Annotated in this window: 19 protein-coding genes and 1 pseudogene; 12 read left to right on the top strand and 8 right to left on the bottom strand. The window is 71.1% G+C overall.

All coding sequences use genetic code 11. The annotated features are described in order from the left end of the window. Positions 1–55: 55 nt before the first annotated feature. On the bottom strand, positions 56–979 hold the full coding sequence (locus tag ABZ826_RS04675) for a rhomboid family intramembrane serine protease (protein ID WP_361442096.1): 924 nt from the start codon (positions 977–979) through the stop codon (positions 56–58). Between the two features lie 138 nt (positions 980–1,117). On the opposite strand from ABZ826_RS04675, the gene ABZ826_RS04670 reads away from it, so the two are divergent. From ABZ826_RS04670 to ABZ826_RS04660, 3 genes are read left to right on the top strand one after another with little or no spacing between them, the layout of a single operon-like run. Beyond that, a complete protein-coding gene (locus tag ABZ826_RS04670; protein WP_361442093.1) occupies positions 1,118–1,861 on the top strand; it encodes a VWA domain-containing protein in 744 nt (247 codons plus the stop codon). Beyond that, on the top strand, positions 1,858–2,421 hold the full coding sequence (locus ABZ826_RS04665; RefSeq protein ID WP_361442090.1) for a HutD family protein: 564 nt from the start codon (positions 1,858–1,860) through the stop codon (positions 2,419–2,421). Before ABZ826_RS04670 ends, ABZ826_RS04665 begins: the two co-directional genes overlap by 4 nt. Positions 2,422–2,481: 60 nt before the next feature. After that, positions 2,482–2,982, top strand: coding sequence for a pyridoxamine 5'-phosphate oxidase family protein (locus ABZ826_RS04660; protein WP_361442087.1), 501 nt, complete (start codon positions 2,482–2,484; stop codon positions 2,980–2,982). Positions 2,983–2,994: 12 nt separating this feature from the next. Here the strand turns inward: ABZ826_RS04660 and ABZ826_RS04655 are convergent, their stop codons facing one another. The 3 genes from ABZ826_RS04655 to ABZ826_RS04645 are packed head-to-tail and all read right to left on the bottom strand — an operon-like array spanning position 2,995 to position 6,016. Continuing rightward, on the bottom strand, positions 2,995–3,999 hold the full coding sequence (locus tag ABZ826_RS04655) for an acyl-CoA dehydrogenase family protein (protein WP_361442084.1): 1,005 nt from the start codon (positions 3,997–3,999) through the stop codon (positions 2,995–2,997). After that, on the bottom strand, positions 3,999–5,144 hold the full coding sequence (locus tag ABZ826_RS04650) for an acyl-CoA dehydrogenase family protein (protein ID WP_361442081.1): 1,146 nt from the start codon (positions 5,142–5,144) through the stop codon (positions 3,999–4,001). Before ABZ826_RS04650 ends, ABZ826_RS04655 begins: the two co-directional genes overlap by 1 nt. Further along, positions 5,144–6,016 carry an enoyl-CoA hydratase gene (locus ABZ826_RS04645; RefSeq protein ID WP_361442078.1) on the bottom strand — a complete coding sequence of 291 codons (873 nt, stop codon included), beginning with the start codon at positions 6,014–6,016 and terminating at the stop codon, positions 5,144–5,146. The genes ABZ826_RS04650 and ABZ826_RS04645 overlap by 1 nt, the downstream gene beginning before the upstream one ends. Before the next feature lie 93 nt (positions 6,017–6,109). Here ABZ826_RS04645 and ABZ826_RS04640 point away from each other — a divergent pair, with 93 nt between their 5' ends. The 6 genes and pseudogenes from ABZ826_RS04640 (at position 6,110) to ABZ826_RS04615 (ending at position 12,723) form a co-directional block, all read left to right on the top strand. After that, complete coding sequence (locus ABZ826_RS04640; protein ID WP_361442075.1) at positions 6,110–6,892, top strand: SDR family oxidoreductase; 783 nt, start codon at positions 6,110–6,112, stop codon at positions 6,890–6,892. Positions 6,893–6,934: 42 nt separating this feature from the next. Then, the gene (locus ABZ826_RS04635; protein WP_361442072.1) at positions 6,935–7,546 is read left to right on the top strand and encodes a TetR/AcrR family transcriptional regulator; all 612 of its coding nucleotides are present in this window, start codon (positions 6,935–6,937) and stop codon (positions 7,544–7,546) included. A gap of 22 nt (positions 7,547–7,568) precedes the next feature. Further along, positions 7,569–8,726, top strand: coding sequence for an acetyl-CoA C-acetyltransferase (locus ABZ826_RS04630; protein ID WP_361442069.1), 1,158 nt, complete (start codon positions 7,569–7,571; stop codon positions 8,724–8,726). Positions 8,727–9,084: 358 nt separating this feature from the next. Then, positions 9,085–9,288: a cold-shock protein gene (locus tag ABZ826_RS04625; RefSeq protein WP_003969786.1), complete on the top strand. Its 204-nt coding sequence runs from the start codon at positions 9,085–9,087 to the stop codon at positions 9,286–9,288. 178 nt (positions 9,289–9,466) lie between these two features. Further along, positions 9,467–11,143, top strand: coding sequence for a DEAD/DEAH box helicase (locus ABZ826_RS04620; protein WP_361442066.1), 1,677 nt, complete (start codon positions 9,467–9,469; stop codon positions 11,141–11,143). Between the two features lie 378 nt (positions 11,144–11,521). Beyond that, a pseudogene (locus tag ABZ826_RS04615) lies at positions 11,522–12,723 on the top strand (NADH:flavin oxidoreductase). Between the two features lie 46 nt (positions 12,724–12,769). Here ABZ826_RS04615 and ABZ826_RS04610 read toward each other — a convergent pair. Continuing rightward, entirely contained in the window at positions 12,770–13,696 is a 927-nt protein-coding gene (locus tag ABZ826_RS04610) for a hypothetical protein (protein ID WP_361442063.1), read from the bottom strand. A 239-nt stretch (positions 13,697–13,935) separates the two neighbouring features. Here ABZ826_RS04610 and ABZ826_RS04605 point away from each other — a divergent pair, with 239 nt between their 5' ends. Beyond that, complete coding sequence (locus tag ABZ826_RS04605; RefSeq protein WP_361442060.1) at positions 13,936–14,712, top strand: serine protease; 777 nt, start codon at positions 13,936–13,938, stop codon at positions 14,710–14,712. 42 nt (positions 14,713–14,754) lie between these two features. Here ABZ826_RS04605 and ABZ826_RS04600 read toward each other — a convergent pair whose 3' ends face one another. Continuing rightward, a complete protein-coding gene (locus ABZ826_RS04600; RefSeq protein ID WP_361442057.1) occupies positions 14,755–16,569 on the bottom strand; it encodes a beta-galactosidase family protein in 1,815 nt (604 codons plus the stop codon). Between the two features lie 208 nt (positions 16,570–16,777). On the opposite strand from ABZ826_RS04600, the gene ABZ826_RS04595 reads away from it, so the two are divergent. Further along, entirely contained in the window at positions 16,778–17,671 is an 894-nt protein-coding gene (locus ABZ826_RS04595) for an AraC family transcriptional regulator (protein WP_361442054.1), read from the top strand. A 19-nt stretch (positions 17,672–17,690) separates the two neighbouring features. After that, positions 17,691–18,020 carry a chorismate mutase gene (locus tag ABZ826_RS04590; RefSeq protein WP_361442051.1) on the top strand — a complete coding sequence of 110 codons (330 nt, stop codon included), beginning with the start codon at positions 17,691–17,693 and terminating at the stop codon, positions 18,018–18,020. Between the two features lie 148 nt (positions 18,021–18,168). Here the strand turns inward: ABZ826_RS04590 and ABZ826_RS04585 are convergent, their stop codons facing one another. Continuing rightward, positions 18,169–18,723: a TetR/AcrR family transcriptional regulator gene (locus ABZ826_RS04585; protein ID WP_361442048.1), complete on the bottom strand. Its 555-nt coding sequence runs from the start codon at positions 18,721–18,723 to the stop codon at positions 18,169–18,171. After that, positions 18,716–19,552, bottom strand: coding sequence for an alpha/beta hydrolase (locus tag ABZ826_RS04580; protein WP_361442045.1), 837 nt, complete (start codon positions 19,550–19,552; stop codon positions 18,716–18,718). The genes ABZ826_RS04585 and ABZ826_RS04580 overlap by 8 nt, the downstream gene beginning before the upstream one ends. Positions 19,553–19,792 lie beyond the last annotated feature (240 nt).

The following is a 19,792-nucleotide window of genomic DNA, read 5'->3' as shown; positions in this document are numbered from 1 at the left end:
CCCGACCGGACGATCTCGGCAGGCGCCGTGGCGCGTTCCGGGACGGGCGGACCGCTCAGCCCGTCAGCGCGGACGTCTTCAGCACCACCAGCAGCACCAGCACGGCAAGGAGCACCACACCCGCGGCCGCCTGAACCGTCGCCCGCCGCTTCGCCGGGGCGTACGCGTATGCGAGCGTGACGATGCCGCCCGTCAGGAGCCCGCCCAAGTGGCCCTGCCACGAGGCGAATCCGGCCGAGATCAGCATCCAGATCAGGAAGCCGGCCATGAACCGGTTCACTGCCTGCATATCGCGGCCCAGACGTCGGTTGATGACGTAGAACGCCGCACCGAGACCGAAGATCGCACCCGACGCACCCACGGTGACGTCGAACGGGGCGATCAGATACACCAGGACCGAACCGCCCAGCGCGGACAGCAGATACAGCGTGAGGTAACGGGCCCGGCCCAGTTGCTCCTCGACGACCCGGCCCAGATTCCACAGCGCGTACATGTTGAAGAGGATGTGCAGCACCCCGAACGGCAACGCGCCGAAGGACGACCCACCGGGCGGGAGGTGGAGGAAGGCCCCGGTCAGCAGCCGGTACCACTCGCCGCCCGCCACCCCGACCACATCGAAGCCGGGGAAGTCTCCGCCCTCGTAGACGTACTGGCCTCCGTCGGGGCCGGTCAGTCCCGCACCGAGCATGGCGAAGCGGTCGATGATCCCCGGACGGACCAGCTCGCCCAGATACGCCAGGATGTTGAGGCCCATCAGTACGTACGTGACGAGCGGTACCGCGGTCCTGGACACCGCGCCGCCGAACACCGTGCGTGCCTGCCGGACCGAACGCTGCCCTTCCTTCACGCACTCCACGCAGTGGTGGCCGACGGCGGCCTCCCGCATGCAGTCGGGGCAGATGAAGCGTTCGCAGCGGGTACAGCTCACATACGTCTCGTAGGACGGATGGCGATAACAGGTGGTGACCGCGGCCTCCACGGCAGGCTCCTTCACGGTGGGCGGACACGAGCGGCCGGTGGGGACGGCGGCGATCAAGATAGCGAACACCGCCCGCCGCGGGCGCGGCCGGGTGCCTTACGCTCGGGATCCTGACACGTCGAGGATCGGAGAATCCGCATGGTCGGCCCGTCCGCCGCAGCAGGTCCGGCCATCAGCCTCCGCAAGATCGAGGAGACCGCCCCCGCGCTGGTCAGCCTCTACAAGAGCGCGTCGGTGTCGCTGACGAAGAGCGGCATGAACGGCGAGCGGGCCGCGGTCTACCTGGTGCTCGACTACTCCGGCTCCATGAGGGAGTACTACAAGGACGGCAGCGTCCAGGCCCTGGCGGACCGGGTGCTGGGCCTTTCGGCGCATCTGGACGACGACGGCCGCGTACCCGTCGTCTTCTTCTCCACGGACGTCGATGCCGTCACCGACATGGTCCTGGGCGATCACCAGGGCCGGATCGACGCGATCGTGGCGGGCCTCGGACACATGGGGAAGACCAGCTACCACCTGGCCATGGACGCCGTCATCGACCACTACCTCGACAGCGGCTCGACCGCCCCCGCGCTCGTCGTCTTCCAGACGGACGGCGGTCCGATCAGCAAGCACGCGGCGGAACGTTACCTCTGCAAGGCCGCCAGGCTGCCGCTGTTCTGGCAGTTCGTCGGCTTCGGCAACAAACGCAGTACGCAGTTCGACTTCCTGCGCAAGCTCGACGATCTGGCCGTGCCCGCCAAGCGCCCCGTCGACAACGCGGGCTTCTTCCACGCCGGCTCCGATCCGCGCCGGGTTTCGGACGCCGAGCTGTACGACCGGCTGCTCGCCGAATTCCCGCAGTGGCTGGCCGCGGCCCGCGCCCAGGCCATCGTCGGATGACGGCCCGGGTGCTGCGGGCGGCCGACCGTACGGCCAGGCCCTGGAAGAACGGTGGGGGAGTCACCCGGGAGATCGCGGCGTCCCCCGAGGGCGCGCCGCTGGACGCCTTCGACTGGCGGGTCAGCCTCGCCGATGTGTCCAGGGACGGACCGTTCTCCTCCTTCCCCGGCGTCGACCGCACGCTGACCGTGGTCGAGGGCGCCGGGATGGACCTCATGGTGGGCGGCGAGCACCACATCGTCGACGAGCCGTACTGGCCCCACGACTTCCCCGGTGATGCCGAGACGGACGGCCGGCTGCTCGGTGGCCCGGTCGTGAACGTCAATGTCATGTACCGCCGGGGGCGTACGGCGGCGGAGGTCGCGGTGGTACGGGGCACCCTGAGGCTGTCGGTGCCGGTGGGCGGGGCGGTTCTGGCCCTCGCGCTGGAGGACGGTGCGGTGCTCGACGGCCAGGGCATCGAGCTCGGCCGTTACGACGCGTTGCTGGCGCAGGGCGATTCACCGGGGGTGCTCCGGACCCATGGATGGGCACTGGTGGTGACCCTGTCGCGCGGATGAGCCGGTGCGGGCCGGGAAAACAGGACAGAAGATGTCGGGTTTCCCCGATTTCATGGCCGCATGACATCGAGTTCCTGGCAAGCGTTCCAAGCGGCGGAACCGGCCTTCGCCGACACCGTCCGGGCCCGTTTCGGGCAGTACAAGCACCACGTCCTGGCGACCCTGCGGAAGGACGGCTCGCCGCGGGTGACCGGCCTGGAGGTGGAGTTCCGTTTCGATGAGCTGTGGCTCGGCATGATGCCGAACTCGCGCAAGGCGCTCGACCTGCTGCGCGACCCGCGGTTCGCGGTGCAGGCCAATCCGGGGCCGGACGCCGAGATGGCGGACGGCGACGTCCGGGTCTCCGGACGGGCCGTGGAGGTCACCGACCCCGCGTTCCTGGCCCGTTTCGTCGAGGAGGTGAAGCCGCCGGAGCCGTTCCACCTCTTCCGTACGGAACTGGAGGAGGTGGTCCGTACGTCCCTGGATTCCGGGGAACTGGTGGTGCGGGTGTGGCGGCCCGGCAAGCCGTTGCGCACGATCCGCCGGGCCGCGGACGGCAGCGCGCCGTACGAAACCTGACCCCTCTCGCCCTCATCCGCCGGACAAGCTTGTCCGCGCCAGCACCCGCGCGCGGCAAGCCCCCGGCGTGCCCCACGCGTCGCGCAGCGGTCGCGCCTTGCGCAGCCACAGCGACAGATCCAGCTCCTGGGTGTACCCCACCGCGCCGTGCAACTGCAGTGCCGTCCGCGCCGCGGTGTATGCCGCCTCGCCCGCCGTCACCTTGGCCGCCGCCACCTCGGCACCGGCGTTCGGCGCCCCCTCGGCGAGCGCGAGTGCCGCCCCGTACAGCAGCGGACGGGCGAACTCCAGCGCGATCAGTGTGTCGGCGAGCCGGTGCTTGACCGCCTGGAAGGACCCGATGGCCGTACCGAACTGGGTGCGCTGCTTCACATAGCCGACCGTGGCCCGCAGCAGCGCCTCGCCGGTGCCGAGCGCCTGGGCCGCCGTCGCGAACGCCGCCCATCGGGCGGCCCGCGCCGCCGCCACCACCACCCGGGGGCCGAATGACAGCAACTCCCCACCCGGCTCGGGGCGCCACAGCCGGCGGGCCGGGTCAAACGACACGCCGAGCGCCCCGGACCCGGGCGCGAGCCGCAACGCGTCGCCGGTCACCGTGAACACGGCGTCCACGGCATCCGCGTCCAGCGCACAGGGCCCGTACCCGTCCATCCGGAGCGTCGCCGACGCCTCGCCGGACGCCAGCCGCGGCAGCCACTCCTTGGCCACCGCCCCGCCCACACCTTCCAGCAGCACCCCGGCCGCGACGGTCTCCACGACCGGTCCCGGTACCGCATGCCGCCCCAACTCGGTGAAGGCGACGGCGAGGTCGACCGGCAACGGCCCGACACCCTCGTACGCCTCCGGTATCGCCAGGGCGAACACCCCGGCCTGCGCCAGCCGCTCCCACACGGCGCGGCCCGGCCCGTGCTCCCCGGCGGCCCAGGCGCGTATCACCGCGGGGGTGTCCGAGGCCGTCAGCATCGCGTCCAGCGAACGGGCGAACTCCCGCTGCTCGTCGTCGAGGAGGAAACGCATCAGCGCCGTCCCTTCGGCAGGCCGAGCAGCCGCTCGGCGATGATGTCGCGCTGGATCTCGTTCGTACCGGCGTAGATGGGGCCGGCGAGGGAGAAGACATACCCCTCGGCCCACTCCCCGTCGGCGAGTTCGCCGTCCGCGCCCAGCAGGTCGAGCGCGGTCTCGTGCAGTGCGATGTCGTACTCGGACCAGAACACCTTGTTCAGGCTGGACTCCGCGCCGATGGCCGCACCGGCCGCGAAGCGCGACGCGTTCGCGCCGGTGAAGAGCTGATACGCGCGCGCCCCGATCACCGCGTCCGCCACCCGGTCCCGCAGCGCCGTGTCCGACGGGTCGCCGTGGCTGCGCCACAACTCGGCCAGCCGGTCGGCGGAGGCCAGGAAACGGCCGGGGGAGCGGAGCGTCAGCCCGCGCTCGTTGCCCGTCGTCGACATGGCGATGCGCCAGCCCTGCCCGGGTTCCCCGATGACGTCCTCGTCCGGTACGAACACCTCGTCCAGGAACAGCTCGGCGAAGGCGGGCTTGCCGTCGAGCCGCCCGATCGGCCGGACGGACACCCCCGGCGCCGACAGGTCGAACATCAGATACGTCAGCCCGTGATGCGGCTTCGCGGCCGCCGGGTCCGTACGGAAGATGCCGAACGCCCGGTCCGCGAAAGCGGCCCGCGAGGACCAGGTCTTCTGTCCCGAGAGCAGCCAGCCCCCCTCCGTGCGCACCGCCCGCGAGCGCAGCGACGCCAGGTCCGAGCCCGACTCCGGTTCGGACCAGGCCTGGGCCCAGATCACCTCGCCGCTCGCCATCGACGGCAGGACCCGGGCCCGCTGCTCGTCCGTGGCGTGGTCGAAGAGCGTCGGGGCGAGGAGGTTGATGCCGTTCTGCGAGACCCGGCCGGGCCCGCCCGCCGCGTAGTACTCCTCCTCGAAGATCAGCCACCGGAAGATGTCGGCGCCCCGCCCGCCGTACTCGGGCGGCCAGGAGACCACCGACCAGCGGTCCGCGTGGAGCCGTGCCTCCCACTCCCGGTGCGCGGCGAAGCCCTCGGCGGTCTCCAGGGAGGGCAGCGGCTGCGCGGGGATATTGGCCCGCAGCCACTGACGCGCCTCGGCCCGGAACTCCTCCTCCTCGGCCGTGTACGACAGATCCATCACGTGTCCGCCTTCTTCATCGAGGCGATGTCCATGCCGCCCAGCGGGTCCGCCGCCGTCTCCGCGTTGTGCGCGTGCGCAAGGTGGTGCAGTCCGAAGACCGAGTCCAGGCCGGTGTGCAGACCCTGAAGGTCCTCGGCCTGGTTGACCGCGCGCTTGGTCAGGGCCAGTCCCAGCCGCGGCATCTGCGCTATCCGCAGCGCCAGCTCATGGGTGCGGTCGGCCAGTTCGCCGCGCTCCACCACCTTGTTCACCATGCCGACCTCGTACGCCCTGCGGGCGCTCATCCGGTCGCCGGTGTACAGGAACTCCTTCGCGATCCGCGGCGGCATCACCCATGGGTGTGCGAAGTACTCGACGCCGGGGATGCCCATCCGGACCACCGGATCGGCGAAGAAGGCGTCCTCGCTCGCCACGATCAGGTCGCAGATCCAGGCGAGCATCAGCCCGCCGGCCACACACGCCCCCTGCACCGAGGCGACGACCGGCTTCGGCAGCTCGCGCCAGCGCCTGCACATGCCGAGATAGACCTCCGACTCACGGGCGAAACGGCTCTCCGCGCCGGTCTTGTCGGAGTGGTCCCACCACAGACCCGCCCGGCGCTCGAAGGGCAGATGCGCGTCGCGGCCGGGCGTGCCGATGTCATGGCCCGCCGAGAAGTGCTCCCCGGCGCCGGCCAGCACGACCACCTTGGCCTCGGAGTCCTCGGCCGCCCGGTAGAACGCGGCGTCCAGGGCGTAGGTCATCGCCGAGTTCTGCGCGTTGCGGTAGCGGGGGCGGTTCAGCGTGATGTACGCGACCGGACCCCGGCGCTCGTACAGCACGGGATCGACGTGGGACCGGTCGGCAGATGTGTCGTGGGCAGTGGGCATCGGCTCATCCTTCCCTAACAAGTGTTTGGTAGGTTAACGTACCGGCATGACCACCGTCGAGGCTCCGCGAGCCGGGATCGAGGAGGCACAGGCATGAGCGCACCGCAGTACGTACCCGGGCACGGGCTGCTGGCCGGCCGCGGCGCCGTCGTCACCGCGGCCGCGGGCGCCGGAATCGGCGGCGCCACCGCCCGTAAATTCCTTGAGGAGGGCGCCCGCGTCGTCATCGGCGACGCGCACGCCCGGCGGCTCAAGGAGACCGAGCAGACGTTCGCCCAGGAGTTCGGCGCCGACCGCGTCGCCGCACTGCCCTGTGACGTCACCGACGAGACCCAGGTCCAGGCGCTCTTCGCGCTCGCCGAAGAGACCCACGGCGGCCTCGACATCGTCGTCAACAACGCGGGCCTCGGCGGCACCGCCGAGCTCGCCGAGATGACCGACGAACAGTGGACCAAGGTCCTCGACGTCACCCTGAACGGCACCTTCCGCTGCACCCGGGCCGCCCTGCGCTCGCTCAAGGCGGCCGGCCGGGGCGGCATCGTCGTCAACAACGCCTCTGTCGTCGGCTGGCGCGCCCAGAGCGGCCAGGCCCACTACGCCGCGGCCAAGGCGGGCGTCATGGCCCTCACCCGGTGCGCCGCGGTCGAGGCCGCCGACTACGGGGTGCGCGTCAACGCCGTCGCCCCCAGCCTCGCCATGCACCCGCACCTGGTGAAGGTCACCTCCGCGGAACTCCTCGACGAACTGACCGCGAAGGAGGCCTTCGGCCGCTACGCCGAGCCGTGGGAGATCGCCAACGTCATCGTCTTCCTCGCCAGCGGCTACTCCTCGTACATGACGGGCGAAGTCGTCTCCGTCAGCAGCCGGCATGCCTGAGCGGGCGTCCGCGGGGCCGTCCGGCGGGCGGAGAATGGGCGGGTGCCTACCAAGAAGAAGCCCCAGGTGACCCCCTCGCCCGAGCGCCGCCGCGAACTGCTCGACACCGCCGCCGAAGTGTTCGCCGCGCAGGGATACAACGCCACCACCGTCCGCAGGATCGCGGACGCGGCCGGGATGCTCGCGGGCAGTCTCTACTACCACTTCGATTCCAAGGAGTCGATGATCGACGAGATCCTCTCGACCTTCCTCACCGAACTCTGGGAGGGGTACGACGCGGTGCTCGCCGCCGGACTCGGACCCCGGGAGACCATCGAGGCCCTCGTCACCGAGTCCTTCCGGGAGATCGACCGGCACCGCGCCGCCGTCGCCATCTACCAGAAGGAGTCCAAGCACCTGGCCACCCAGCCGCGCTTCCAGTACCTCGCCGACTCCCAGCGGAAGTTCGAGAGGGCCTGGCTCGGCACGCTGGAACGCGGCGTCACCGACAAGTCCTTCCGCGCCGACCTCGACATCCGCCTCACCTACCGCTTCGTCCGCGACACCGTCTGGGTCGCGGCGTCCTGGTACCGGCCCGGCGGACAGCACAGCCCCGAGGAGATCGCCCGCCAGTACCTCTCGATGGTCCTGGACGGCATCGCCCTGGACACCTGAACCCACCCAAGGAGCAGCAGTCATGGCCGAGGCATACATAGTCGAAGCGGTACGCACCCCGGTCGGGCGGCGCAAAGGAGGACTCGGCGCGGTCCACCCCGCCGACCTCGGCGCCCACGTCATCAAGGCCCTCGTCGAACGGACGGGGATCGACCCGGCGGCCGTCGAGGACGTGGTCTTCGGCTGCCTCGACACCGTCGGACCGCAGGCCGGTGACATCGCCCGCACCTGCTGGCTGGCGGCCGGACTGCCCGAGGAGGTCCCCGGCGTCACCGTCGACCGCCAGTGCGGCTCCTCTCAGCAGGCCGTGCACTTCGCCGCCCAGGGCGTCCTCTCCGGCACCCAGGACCTGGTCGTCGCGGGCGGAACCCAGAACATGACGCAGATCCCGATCGCCTTCGCCTCCCGTCAGGCCGCGGAGCCCCTCGGCCTGACGGACGGCCCGTACGCGGGCAGCGAGGGCTGGCGCGCCCGGTACGGCGACGCGCCGGTCAACCAGTTCCACGGCGCCCAGCTGATCGCCGAGAAATGGGGCATCAGCCGCCGGGGCATGGAGGAGTTCGCCCTGCGCTCCCACCAGCGCGCCGTCCGCGCCATCGACGAGGGCCGCTTCGCGCGCGAGACCGTCGCCTACGGTGACGTCACCACCGACGAGGGGCCGCGCCGCGACACCACCCTGGAGAAGATGGCGGGGCTGAAGCCGGTCCTGGAGGGCGGCACGATCACCGCCGCCTGCTCCTCACAGGTCTCCGACGGGGCCGCCGCCATGCTCATCGCCTCCGAGCGCGCCGTGGCCGAGCACGGCCTCACCCCGCGCGCCCGTATCCACCACCTCTCGGTGCGGGCCGAGGACCCGATCCGCATGCTGTCGGCACCGATCCCGGCCACCGCGTACGCGCTCAAAAAGACCGGAATGACCATCGACGACATGGACCTCATCGAGATCAATGAGGCATTCGCGCCGGTCGTCCTGGCCTGGCTGAAAGAAACCGGAGCCGACCCGGACAGGGTGAATGTCAATGGCGGCGCCATCGCCCTGGGTCACCCGCTCGGCGCAACCGGTACAAAATTGATGACGACATTGCTGCACGAACTTGAGCGCACCGGGGGCCGCTACGGCCTGCAGACCATGTGCGAGGGCGGCGGCCAGGCGAACGTGACGATCATCGAACGGCTCTGAACTCCCGCTCGGCCCCCGGTACGGTCCGACGCGGCCCGGCACGGGCGCCGAGCGGCCACGACACCGCTCGCGGAGCCATTTTCCGACGGCGTTTCGAGTACGCCCCGGGCCAGTTGCCCCAAGGGTCCGGCCAGGAATCCGCCGACCGGCGCGCGGCGTGTTCCCACCGAGGGGCGACAGGACGTGCTAGGGTTGCCGTGTTGCAGTTTTGGTACCCATGAACTTTATGTGCGCCTGACGGGAATGCTTCCTCAGGCGCATTATTGTTTTCCGGCTTTCTCCGGATGGGGCTCAATGCGGCGACTTGGAATTCGTAAAGTGCGGATTTCTGGCACTGCACCTCTTTTAGGAGAATGACATGGCTACTGGAACCGTGAAGTGGTTCAACTCGGAAAAGGGCTTCGGCTTCATCGAGCAGGACGGCGGCGGCGCCGACGTCTTCGCCCACTACTCCAACATCGCCACCTCGGGCTTCCGTGAGCTCCAGGAGGGCCAGAAGGTCTCCTTCGACGTCACGCAGGGCCAGAAGGGCCCGCAGGCGGAGAACATCGTCCCGGCCTAATTGCCAGGACGCGTACCTCGCAGCCGGGGCCCGCACCATGAAGGTGCGGGCCCCGGCTTGTGCTGTCCCCGGGACATGACGCAGTGGAGCGTCGTCCCGCAGAGGTCCCCAAGCAGTCCCAAGCAGTTCCCAGGAATCCCTAGGACTCCTCAGGAATCCCCCAGGAGGGCAATTCCGTATGACCCGCTCCGAACGCCAGGACCGACCCGCCCGCAACCGCCCGTCGAGGGCGCGCGGCACGGCCCCGGCAAAGGCAACCGCCAAGGGTTCCGGCAAGGGATCCGGCAAGGCGTCGCCCCGTCGCAGGGCCACGCCGCCGCAGGGCGAATTCGCCCTGCCGGAAACCATGACCCCCGCACTGCCCGCCGTCGAGGCGTTCGCCGAGCTGGACATGCCCGCAGCCCTGCTGAAGACCCTTGCCGCGCAGGGCGTCACCGACCCGTTCCCGATCCAGGGCGCCACCCTGCCGAACTCGCTCGCCGGCCGGGACATCCTCGGCCGCGGCCGTACCGGCTCCGGCAAGACCCTCGCCTTCGGCCTCGCGCTGCTGGCCCGGACCGGTGGACGGCGTGCCGAGCCGCGCGCCCCGCTCGCGCTGGTCCTCGTCCCGACCCGCGAGCTCGCCCAGCAGGTCACCGACGCGCTGACGCCGTACGCGACGGCGGTGAACCTCCGCCTGGCCACCGTCGTCGGCGGCATGTCGATCAGCAAGCAGTCCGGCACGCTGCGCCGGGGCGCCGAGGTGCTCGTCGCCACGCCGGGCCGGCTGAAGGACCTCATCGAGCGCGGCGACTGCCGCCTCGACCAGGTCGCCATCACCGTCCTCGACGAGGCCGACCAGATGGCGGACATGGGCTTCATGCCGCAGGTCGTCGCCCTGCTCAAGCAGGTCGAGCCGGACGGCCAGCGGATGCTGTTCTCCGCGACGCTCGACAAGAACATCGACCGGCTGGTCAAGATGTTCCTGACCGACCCCGTCGTGCATTCGGTCGACCCGTCCGCCGGCGCCGTCACCACCATGGAGCACCATGTGCTGCACGTGGCCGACGAGACCGACAAGAAGGCCGTCGCCACCCGGATCGCCGCCCGTGACGGCCGGGTGATCATGTTCGTGGACACCAAGCGCGCCGCCGACCGCTTCGCCAAGCGGCTGCTGGCCAGCGGTGTACGGGCTGCCGCCCTGCACGGCGGGCGTTCGCAGCCGCAGCGCAACCGGACGCTGGACCAGTTCAAGAACGGCCAGGTCACCGCGCTCGTCGCGACGAACGTGGCAGCGCGTGGCATCCATGTGGACGACCTCGATCTGGTCGTGAACGTGGACCCGCCGACCGACCACAAGGACTACCTCCATCGCGGCGGGCGCACGGCGCGTGCCGGGGAGTCCGGCAGCGTCGTCACTCTGGTGCTGCCCGAAGAGAAGCGGGAGATGACCCGGCTGATGGCCGACGCGGGCATCGCCCCGCGGACCACCCGGATCACGTCCAGCGACGAGGAACTCACCCGGATCACCGGGGCCCGTGAGCCCTCCGGCGTCGCGGTCGTCATCGAGGTCCCGCAGCCGACCCCGCCGAAGCAGCGCACGCGCTCGGGCGGGGCCGCGGCGGGTGGCCCCGGCCTCCGCTCGGGCAGCCGCGGCCGTGGCCGCCGCGGTGGGGCCGGGCAGGGCGGCGGCGAGGGCCGTGCGACGGGCGGCTCCGCGCGGGTTGCGGGTGCCGGTGCGGGCAGGGGCGGTTCCGTGCGAGGTGCCGGTTCGGGCGCTTCGGGTGGTCCGGCGCGAGGTGCGGCTGCCGGTGGTGGCCGTGGCGGCGCTGCCGGGCGCGGTGGCGCCGCGGGGCGTGGCCGCAGGGCCGCGTAGCGGTACGGACGGCACGTGGTGACGTGGTGACCGGATCCGTTCGGTCACCACTGCGCCCTCCCGCCCGGCCGTGCGGTTCCGGGTGCCCTTCGGGGCGATGACCTCGTGGGTCGGGCCCGGTGTGGGTGCGCGGTCGGTGGCTGCGCCGGTTCGACGTCATGGCCTGGGCGGATCTCCTTGTCGGTGTGTGCGGTGGAGACACTCATGGGTGAATGGGCTACCTTCCGCCAAACATTTGTTAGGTGGGAGGCGGCAGCCTGCCCCGCATCGCCGACAAGGAGATGTGCGATGACCGCAAGCGGTGAAGAGGCCGGCATGACCCCCGAACTCCTCCCCGGCTCCGTCCCCACCCCACCGGACCCCTTCGCTCCCGCCTGACTGGGCCCCCTCACCCTTCGCAACCGCGTCATCAAATCCGCCACCTTCGAAGGCGTGACCCCCAAGGGCCTGGTCACCGACGAACTGATCGCCTATCACCGCCGGCCCGCTGCGGGCGGCGTGGGCATGACCACTGTCGCGTACTGCGCCGTGTCCCCCGAGGGCCGCACCGAGCGCCACCAGATCTGGATGCGCCCCGAAGCCGTGCCGGGGCTGCGCAGGCTCACCGATGCCGTGCACCGTGAGGGTGCGGCCGTCAGCGCCCGGATCGGTCACGCGGGCCCGGTCGCCGACGCCCGTTCCAACCGGCTCCCGGCTCTGGCCCCCGGCCGGTTCCTGAGCCCGCTCGGCATGCGGATGACCCGGGCGGCCACCTCCGAGGACATCGCCCGCGTCACCCGCGCCCATGCCGCTGCCGCCCGGATCGCCGTCGAGTCCGGATTCGACGCGGTCGAGATGCACTTCGGCCACAACTGCCTGGCGAGTTCATTCCTCAGCCGCCGTCTCAACCACCGCGACGACGCCTACGGGGGCAGCCTCGCCAACCAACGCCAAGGTCGCCCTGGGTATCGCCCGCGCCGTTCGCGACGAGGTCGGCGACACGATCGCCGTCACCGCCAAACTCAACATGGACGACGGAGTGCCCGGCGGCTTCTGGCTCGACGAGAGCCTCCAGGTCGCCCGTCGGCTCCAGGAGGAAGGGACGGTCGACGCCCTCGAACTGACCGCCGGCAGTTCCCTGCTCAATCCGATGTATCTGTTCCGGGGCGACGCACCGCTCTCCGAGTTCGCCGCTGTCTTCCCTCAGCCGATGCGTCTGGGAATACGCCTGGGCCGGCGGCCGATTCCTGCACGCGTACCCCTACGAAGAGGCGTTCCTGCTGCCCTCGGCCCGTCAGTTCAGGGCCGCGCTGAGCCTTCCGCTGATCCTGCTCGGCGGCATCACCCGCCGGGCGACCGTCGAACAGGCCATGGCGGAGGGCTTCGAGTACGTGGCCATGGCCCGCGCGCTCCTGCGCGAACCCGATCTGGTGAACCGCATGGCCGAGGACCGTGACGTGCGGTCCCTGTGCATCCACTGCAACAAGTACATGCCGACCATCTACACCGGCACCCACCGCCCCCTCGTCGGACCTCTTGCCGGACCGTCCGTCCCGCCCCTCACGGGGGGCGCAGGACGGCTTCTTCCGGGCGCTTCCTGAGCGCCGTGTCCGCCCCGTGCCGCACCGCCGGGCGTGCGGTGGTGGTTCAGGTGTCGCAGTCCAGGACCGTCCGGCACAACCCGCACCGGGCCCGCACCCGGCCGCGTACCGGAACGCGGATGCGCTGGTGACAGGTGGGGCAGCCGAAGGAGACCCGCAGTCCCCGCGGGCCGTTCTCGAAGGCGTACGAGGTGCCGGGGCCCCGGGCCGCCTCGGCGCCCGGATGGTCCCGGGCGTACCGCCGGTCCTTGGCGTAACGGTGACGGCCCGCCCAGCCGGCGGCGGCGAGGGGTGGCTGCCGGGCGTCGCGGAGGGCCTGGGTGCGGCCCTGCGTGTAGGCCGTGTACGCCTGCGGGCTCGTGAACCACGGGGAGGGATCCTCGTCGAAGGCGAACGCCCGCTTGGCGAGGACGTATCCGAACTCCTCCGGGGTGAGATAGCCGAGCTTCTGGCTGGAGACGGCGTCCTCGCGGAAGGCGTCCAGCAGCAGCCAGCCCGCGCCCAGGTAGGTCGTCACGGTGTCGGTGAGGATCTCGTTGTCGGGCGTTCCGGGGAACTCCAGGCCGAGGCGGTGCAGCAGCACGTGCGTGACCTCGTGCGCGAGCGCGGCGCCGATGTCCCTGCGATGCGTGCGGAAGCGGTCGTTGAGCTCGATGAAGTACTCGGGCCCCGCGGCGAGTTCGACGCCGGCAGCGTGTTCCATCGTTCGGAAGCCGACGATCATCCGGGCGTCCGGCAGATGCAGATGCCGGACCATGGACCGCGCCACTCGCTGGGTGCCGAGGTACAGATCGTCCTGGTCGCAGAAGGCGACGTCGGCGGGGGCGAGGCTCGTGGCGTAACCGCGCACGCCGTCGTGCGACAGCCTCCGGTACAGGGCCGTGATCGCGGACCGGACGGTCTCGAGATGCGGGAATCCGTGGACCACCGGACTCGCGCCGCCCCGGCCGTGGTCCCGGCTGTTGTCCGTCACGTTCCCACCCCCGTCCGTGACGCTCGGCCGGTCTCCACTGTAGCCGCAACGGAATGGGGCCGGTCGGCAAAGTGATCTTGGCCGAAAAGTAAATCTTGTGGGGACCGTGATCACTTCCCGATAATCCGAATCGTGTCTTTGTCGGGAGCATGACCATCGGGTGTCTCCGTCCGTGGTCGGGTCCCGTGCGAGGGCGCATGCACCCCCCACAAGAACCCCCCACGAAAGAAGGCAGTCCGTTGAAGCAGCTTCTGCGTGCCGTGAAGAGATGCTCCGTCATAGCCGCCGTGGTCCTCGCGGCCGTCAGTCTCCAGCCCGCCGGAGCCTCCGCGGCCCCCGCCCCGGTCGTCGGCGGAACCCGCGCCGCCCAGGGTGAATTCCCGTTCATGGTCCGGCTCTCGATGGGCTGTGGCGGCGCTCTCTACGCCAAGGACATCGTCCTCACCGCCGCGCACTGCGTGGACGGCTCGGGCAACAACACGTCCATCACCGCCACCGCCGGGGTCGTCGACCTGCAGTCGTCCAGCGCGGTCAAGGTCAAGTCCACCAAGGTCCTCCAGGCCCCCGGCTACAACGGTGCGGGCAAGGACTGGGCGCTGATCAAGCTCGCCAAGCCCATCGATCTGCCGACCCTGAAGATCGCCACCAACACCACGTACAACAACGGCACCTTCACCATCGCCGGCTGGGGCGCGGCCTCCGAGGGCGGCGCCCAGCAGCGCTATCTCCTCAAGGCCACCGTGCCGTTCGTCTCCGACGCCGAGTGCCAGGCCGCGTACGGCAGCGATCTCATCCCCGGTGAGGAGATCTGCGCCGGCCTGATCGACACGGGCGGCGTGGACACCTGCCAGGGCGACTCCGGCGGCCCCATGTTCCGCAAGGACAACGCCGGAGCCTGGATCCAGGTGGGCATCGTCAGCTGGGGCCAGGGCTGCGCCGAGCCCGGCTACCCGGGTGTGTACAGCGAGGTCTCGACGTTCGCCGCCAACATCGCGTCCGCGGCGGCCACACTCTGACCCCGGTCCCGGGTCGGGCGCCCGCCGCGGCCGGTGCCTGACTCACACCCGGACATCCCCGGGGGTGCCCGTCCGGACGGGCACCCCCGGGCCCAGCTCGGCATACGGCGCACCCGCGCCCTCCAGCTCCAGCACCCACACCTCGTTGGCGCCCTCCCGCAGCACCGGACCCGGGACGTACAGCGTCCGCTGCGGGCCCGCGGACCAGTAGCGTCCCAGGCAGAAGCCGTTCACCCAGACGAACCCGCGCGTCCAGTCCGGCAGTCCGAGCCCCGCGTGGCCGATGCCGTCCACCGCCGCGACCTCGAACGTCCCCCGGAACAGCCCGGTACGCCCGGTCTCCTCGGTGCCGTCGACGCTCCCGAAGGCCAGTGCGGCCAGCGCGTCCGGCTCCTCGAACGCCTCCAGCCGCAGCGCCCGTGCCCGTACACCGTGCAGGAACTGCCGTTCGTGCAGTACCCCGCCCGTGATCCCCTTGGGCTCACCGAGCCGCGGCCCGTAGTTGACACGTCCCAGCGACTCCACCCACAGTTCGACTTCCGCGGGCCCGGCCACCGGCTCGTCCAGCGTGCCGTTCTCATCGCTCAGCACACCCTCCCGGACACCGTTCACGTACACCACGGCCCGGTCCCGGAGCCCCGTGACGCCCAAGGTGTACGGACGGCGCGGACCGGGCACCGCGACCTGGTAGCGCACCAGGCCCCGGTCGACACCCAGCTCCTCGAAGGTCGGCGGAACACCGGACGGCGCCGACTCCTCGTCGCCCAGCGCCTCCAGCACGGCGGCCAGCGTCGCATGGTCCGTCAGCTCCGCCCGTACCGGAACGGCCGGCGGGGCAGGCTCGGGCGGAAGCTCCGGCAGCGGCCCGTCCGCGTACTCGGCGAGCACCTTGCGGAACAGCCAGAACTTCTCCGTGGGGCGGCCGTACTCGTCGATCGGCGCGTCGTAGTCGTACGACGTCACCGTCGGCAGAAAACCCTGGTCCTGCAGCGGACCGGACCGATTGGCCCCCGCCCATCCGGCGAAGTTCGTCCCGCCGTGCGCCATGTAGATGTTCACCGAGGCCCCGCACTCCAGGATCTCCCGCAGCGCGTCGGCGGCCTGTGCCGGATCCCGTACGACCGGCTCGGCACCCCAGTGCTCGAACCACCCGCACCAGAACTCCATGCACATCAACGGGCCCTTGGGCTGATGGCGGCGCAGCACCTCGAACGCCTCCCGCGCGCCCGATCCGAAGTTCGCCGTGGCGAGCAGCCCCGGCACGGAGCCGCCCGTGAGCATGTGATCCTCCGGCCCGTCGGAGGTGAACAGCGGCACGGTCACCCCGCGCTCCCGCAGCATCCCGGCCACCCGCCGGAGGTAGACCCGGTCGGTGCCGTAACTCCCGTACTCGTTCTCCGCCTGGACCATGATCACCGGGCCGCCGCGGCCGATCTGCCGCTGCACCACCTGCGGCAACAGCGCCGTGAACCACCGCTCCACGGTATCCAGATACGCCTCGTCACGGGTCCGCACCCGTCGGCCGAAGCGCCCCGTCACCCAGGCCGGCAGACCGCCGTTCTCCCACTCGGCGCAGATGTACGGTCCCGGGCGGACGATCGCCCACAGCCCGGCCCGCTGCGCCGCGTCCAGGAACCGGCCCAGCGCCGCCACGTCCCGGAACCGGCCGGGCCGCGGCTCATGGAGATTCCACGGCACATACGTCTCGACACAGTTGAGTCCCATGGCGCGCAGCATCGACAGCCGGTGGTCCCACTGTGCCTCGTGGACCCGGAAATAGTGCAGGGCGCCCGACAGCAGCCGTACGGGCTTCCCGTCGAGCCGGAAGTGGTCGTCCCCCACGGTGAAGTCAGCCATCGTGCTCGTACTCTCCTGTGCGTGCGGTCCGCCGGGCCGCGCGTCCCCGACGGACCGCACGACGGCGCGCACCACGGAACGGGCGGACCCGGGAGGAATGTTGCATCCCAGCTTCGCCCCCTGGCGTGCGGCCGGTCCATGGACAAAGATCACTGCTGTTTGGACACAATTGTTCGGACCAATGGATGAAGGGGAGGAAGGAAGGCCGATGTACCACACCTGGATGCGTTTCTTCACTCCCAGCCCGCTCCACCACCGGCTGGGCCTCGTCTGTCTGGGCGTGGGACTGCAGCACGGCGCCCTGCCGACGGTCGGCCCGCGCACCCTGGACCACCATGTGGCCGTCGTCATCAACTCCGGCAGCGGCTGGTTCAGCGGCTCCGACGGCCGCCGGGTGCCCGTCGTCGCGCCCAGCCTGATCTGGCTGACCCCCGGCACCCCGCACCACTACGGGGCCGATCCCGGCACCGGCTGGGACGAGAGCTTCGTGGACTTCACCGGCCCCGCCACCGCCACGTACACCGAACTCGGCTACATCGAGCCCGACCGCCCGCTCGTCCCGCTCGCCGACACGGCGGGCCCACGTGCCGCGGTGGGGCGGATGGTACGGGCGGCGCGGCGCGGCAATCCGCTGCTGGAGGTCGAGACCGGCGCCGCCGTCCATGAACTCCTCGTCGCCCTGCGCCGGGCCCGCGCCGACGTCAGCCACGACGGCGACCCGGTCCTGCAGGCCCTCGCCCGCGACGCGTTCCAGCCGCTGTCCGTCGCCGAGCACGCGGCCCGGCACGGCATGACCCCCGCCGAGCTGCGCACGGCGGTGCGGCGGGGCGCGGGCTGCAGCCCCAAGGACTACCTCCTCGGCATCCGGCTCGGCCGCGCCAAGGAACTCCTCGCCGCCACGGACCTGCCGGTCGCCGCAGTCGCCCGACGCGTGGGGTACGACGATCCGGCGTACTTCTCCCGCCTGTTCGCCCGCCGGGTCGGCGCCGCCCCGGTCCGCTTCCGCGAACAGCAGGGCCGCAGCGTCCCGGGCGGCTGGAGCGACCAGGTCCCGGACCCGGAGCACCCACCGACGATCGCCCCTGCGGGTCCGGTCCTCTGAGGCCGTAAGCTCGCTGACCATGACCACGAGGGACATCGACGAGTCCGTGAGCGCGGAACTGAACCGGCTGCGCGAGAGCATCGACAACATTGACGCCGCTGTCGTCCATATGCTCGCCGAGCGCTTCAAGTGCACCCAGCAGGTCGGCCACCTCAAGGCCGCCCATCAACTGCCCCCGGCCGACCCGGCCCGCGAGAGCCGGCAGATCGCCCGGCTGAGGCAGCTGGCGGAGAGCGCGCATCTGGATCCGGCCTTCGCGGAGAAGCTGCTGAACTTCATCGTGGCGGAGGTGATCCGCCATCACGAGCGGATCGCGGAGGAGTCGGCGACGAACGGGGAGACAACGTGAGCGCCGCGGGGCGGCCGGGGCCGACGCGGGAACCGTTCTGCTGTCCTCGGTGATTCTCTCGTCCTCGTCGAACCGAGTGGGGTTCGCCGGCCCGGCGCGCCGGCGGTCCGGACCGGCCGTCCGCCCGCGCCTCGACAGCACCGGCTGATCAGCGAGGTGCGCGCAGGCCCGTGATCATCATGTGGATCAGCAGGTCGTAGCTCTCGTCCAGTTTCTCCGGGAGGCCGAAGGCGCCCTCGGTCTCCAGAACGGCGAAGCCGTGGACGGCCGCTCGCAGGCAGCGGGCCGCGTGGATCGCCGCCGAGTCGGCCATTCCATAGGCGCGGAAGGTGGCGAGCATGATGTTGATCAGTCGCGCCCCGGCCTCGGCCGTGTGCGGCTCGGGTGTCTGGACGAGTGCCGAGTAGCGGTGCGGGTGGTGCAGCGCGTAGTGCCGCCAGGCCACCATGAGCGCGCGGATCGCCTCGTCGGCGGAGCGGCCCAGCACGGCCTCGCCGACCTGGTCCGCGATCTCGTTCATGATGCGCGCCGACATGAGGTCGCGCAGCTCGGCCAGATTGCGCACATGCTTGTAGAGGGACGGGGTGGCGACGCCCGCCCGGTCGGCCACCGCCGACAGGGTCAGGGCGGCGGGGCCCTTCTCGTCGATGGCCCGCAGCGCGACGTCGACGACGCCATCCGTGGTGAGCGCCGCCCTAGCCACGCGTACCGACCTTGAGGAAGGCCAGGACGGCCGCGGCGACCTCGTCCGGGAACTGGACGTGCGCGTAGTGACCGGCTCCCTCGATCATCACGAGCCGGCCGAGCCCTGCGGGCATCTCGGCCACGATGCCCTCGCCCTCGGCCCCGGGGTCGGCCCAGTCGGGGTCGAGCGTGCCTTCGATGACCAGAGCGGGGCACCGGATGGCACCGAGACACGCACCGGCATCCGTGGGAGCGGACATGCCCATCCTGCTGACGACGGCCATCCGGCCCGGCCTGCGCAGGTCGGCCTCCAGAGCGGCGACATGGTCGGCGTGGCCGGTGGGCTTGACGCCCGGGTAGGCGTGGTCGAGGTAGCGCTTCCACAGCCCGACGCTGCGCAGCAGGCCGGCGCCCATCAGCAGGCCCATGCCTTTGCGGTAGCGGGCGTGGGACAGCAGAGCGCGCGGGCTGATCTTCTGCGCGCGGGTGAACGGGCTGATCTCGACGACGGCGCTGACCAGTTCGGGCTCCTGGGCCGCCGCGATGGTGGCGGCGCCCCCGGCGAAGGAGTGGCCCACGATCACGGCAGGGCCGCCGAGGTGCCGGATCACGGCGAGGAGGTCGGCCGCCGCGTCGGTGCGGGTGTAGGACGCCCAGCCGGTGCTGGACTCGCCGTGACCGCGCTGGTCCACGCAGGCGACCCGCCATCCGGCCGCCACGAGCCGGGCGGCCGTGTCGCGGTAGGCCGCTCTGTTGTCGCCCATGCCGTGGGCGAGCACGATCAGCGGGCCCTCGCCGGTCACGTCGTACGCGAGCTGCCCGCCGTCGATCGTCAAGTACTCGGTCATGTCCACCCTCCGGGCTAATGAATGTAGCCGCAAAGCTAATTGCATTAGCCGACCATGTCAACCGGTGCTCCGGGGCGGGGCGGGGCGCCGGGCGCCGGTGGGTCTCGCCACCGCCGAGGCGCCCTGGCCCGCGAAGCGGCCCGTACGACCGGACCCGCCGGCGGTTCGTCCACGGCGGCCGGACCCGTGCGTCGTCGGCATTCGGCACGGAACTTGCGCACTGCCCGAACTGTCCGAAGG

The organism is Streptomyces sp. NPDC047515 (assembly GCF_040643055.1).
GTDB lineage: Bacteria > Actinomycetota > Actinomycetes > Streptomycetales > Streptomycetaceae > Streptomyces.
The sequence above is the reverse complement of the archived record's forward strand: the minus strand, read 5'-3'. Positions and strand labels throughout refer to the sequence as shown.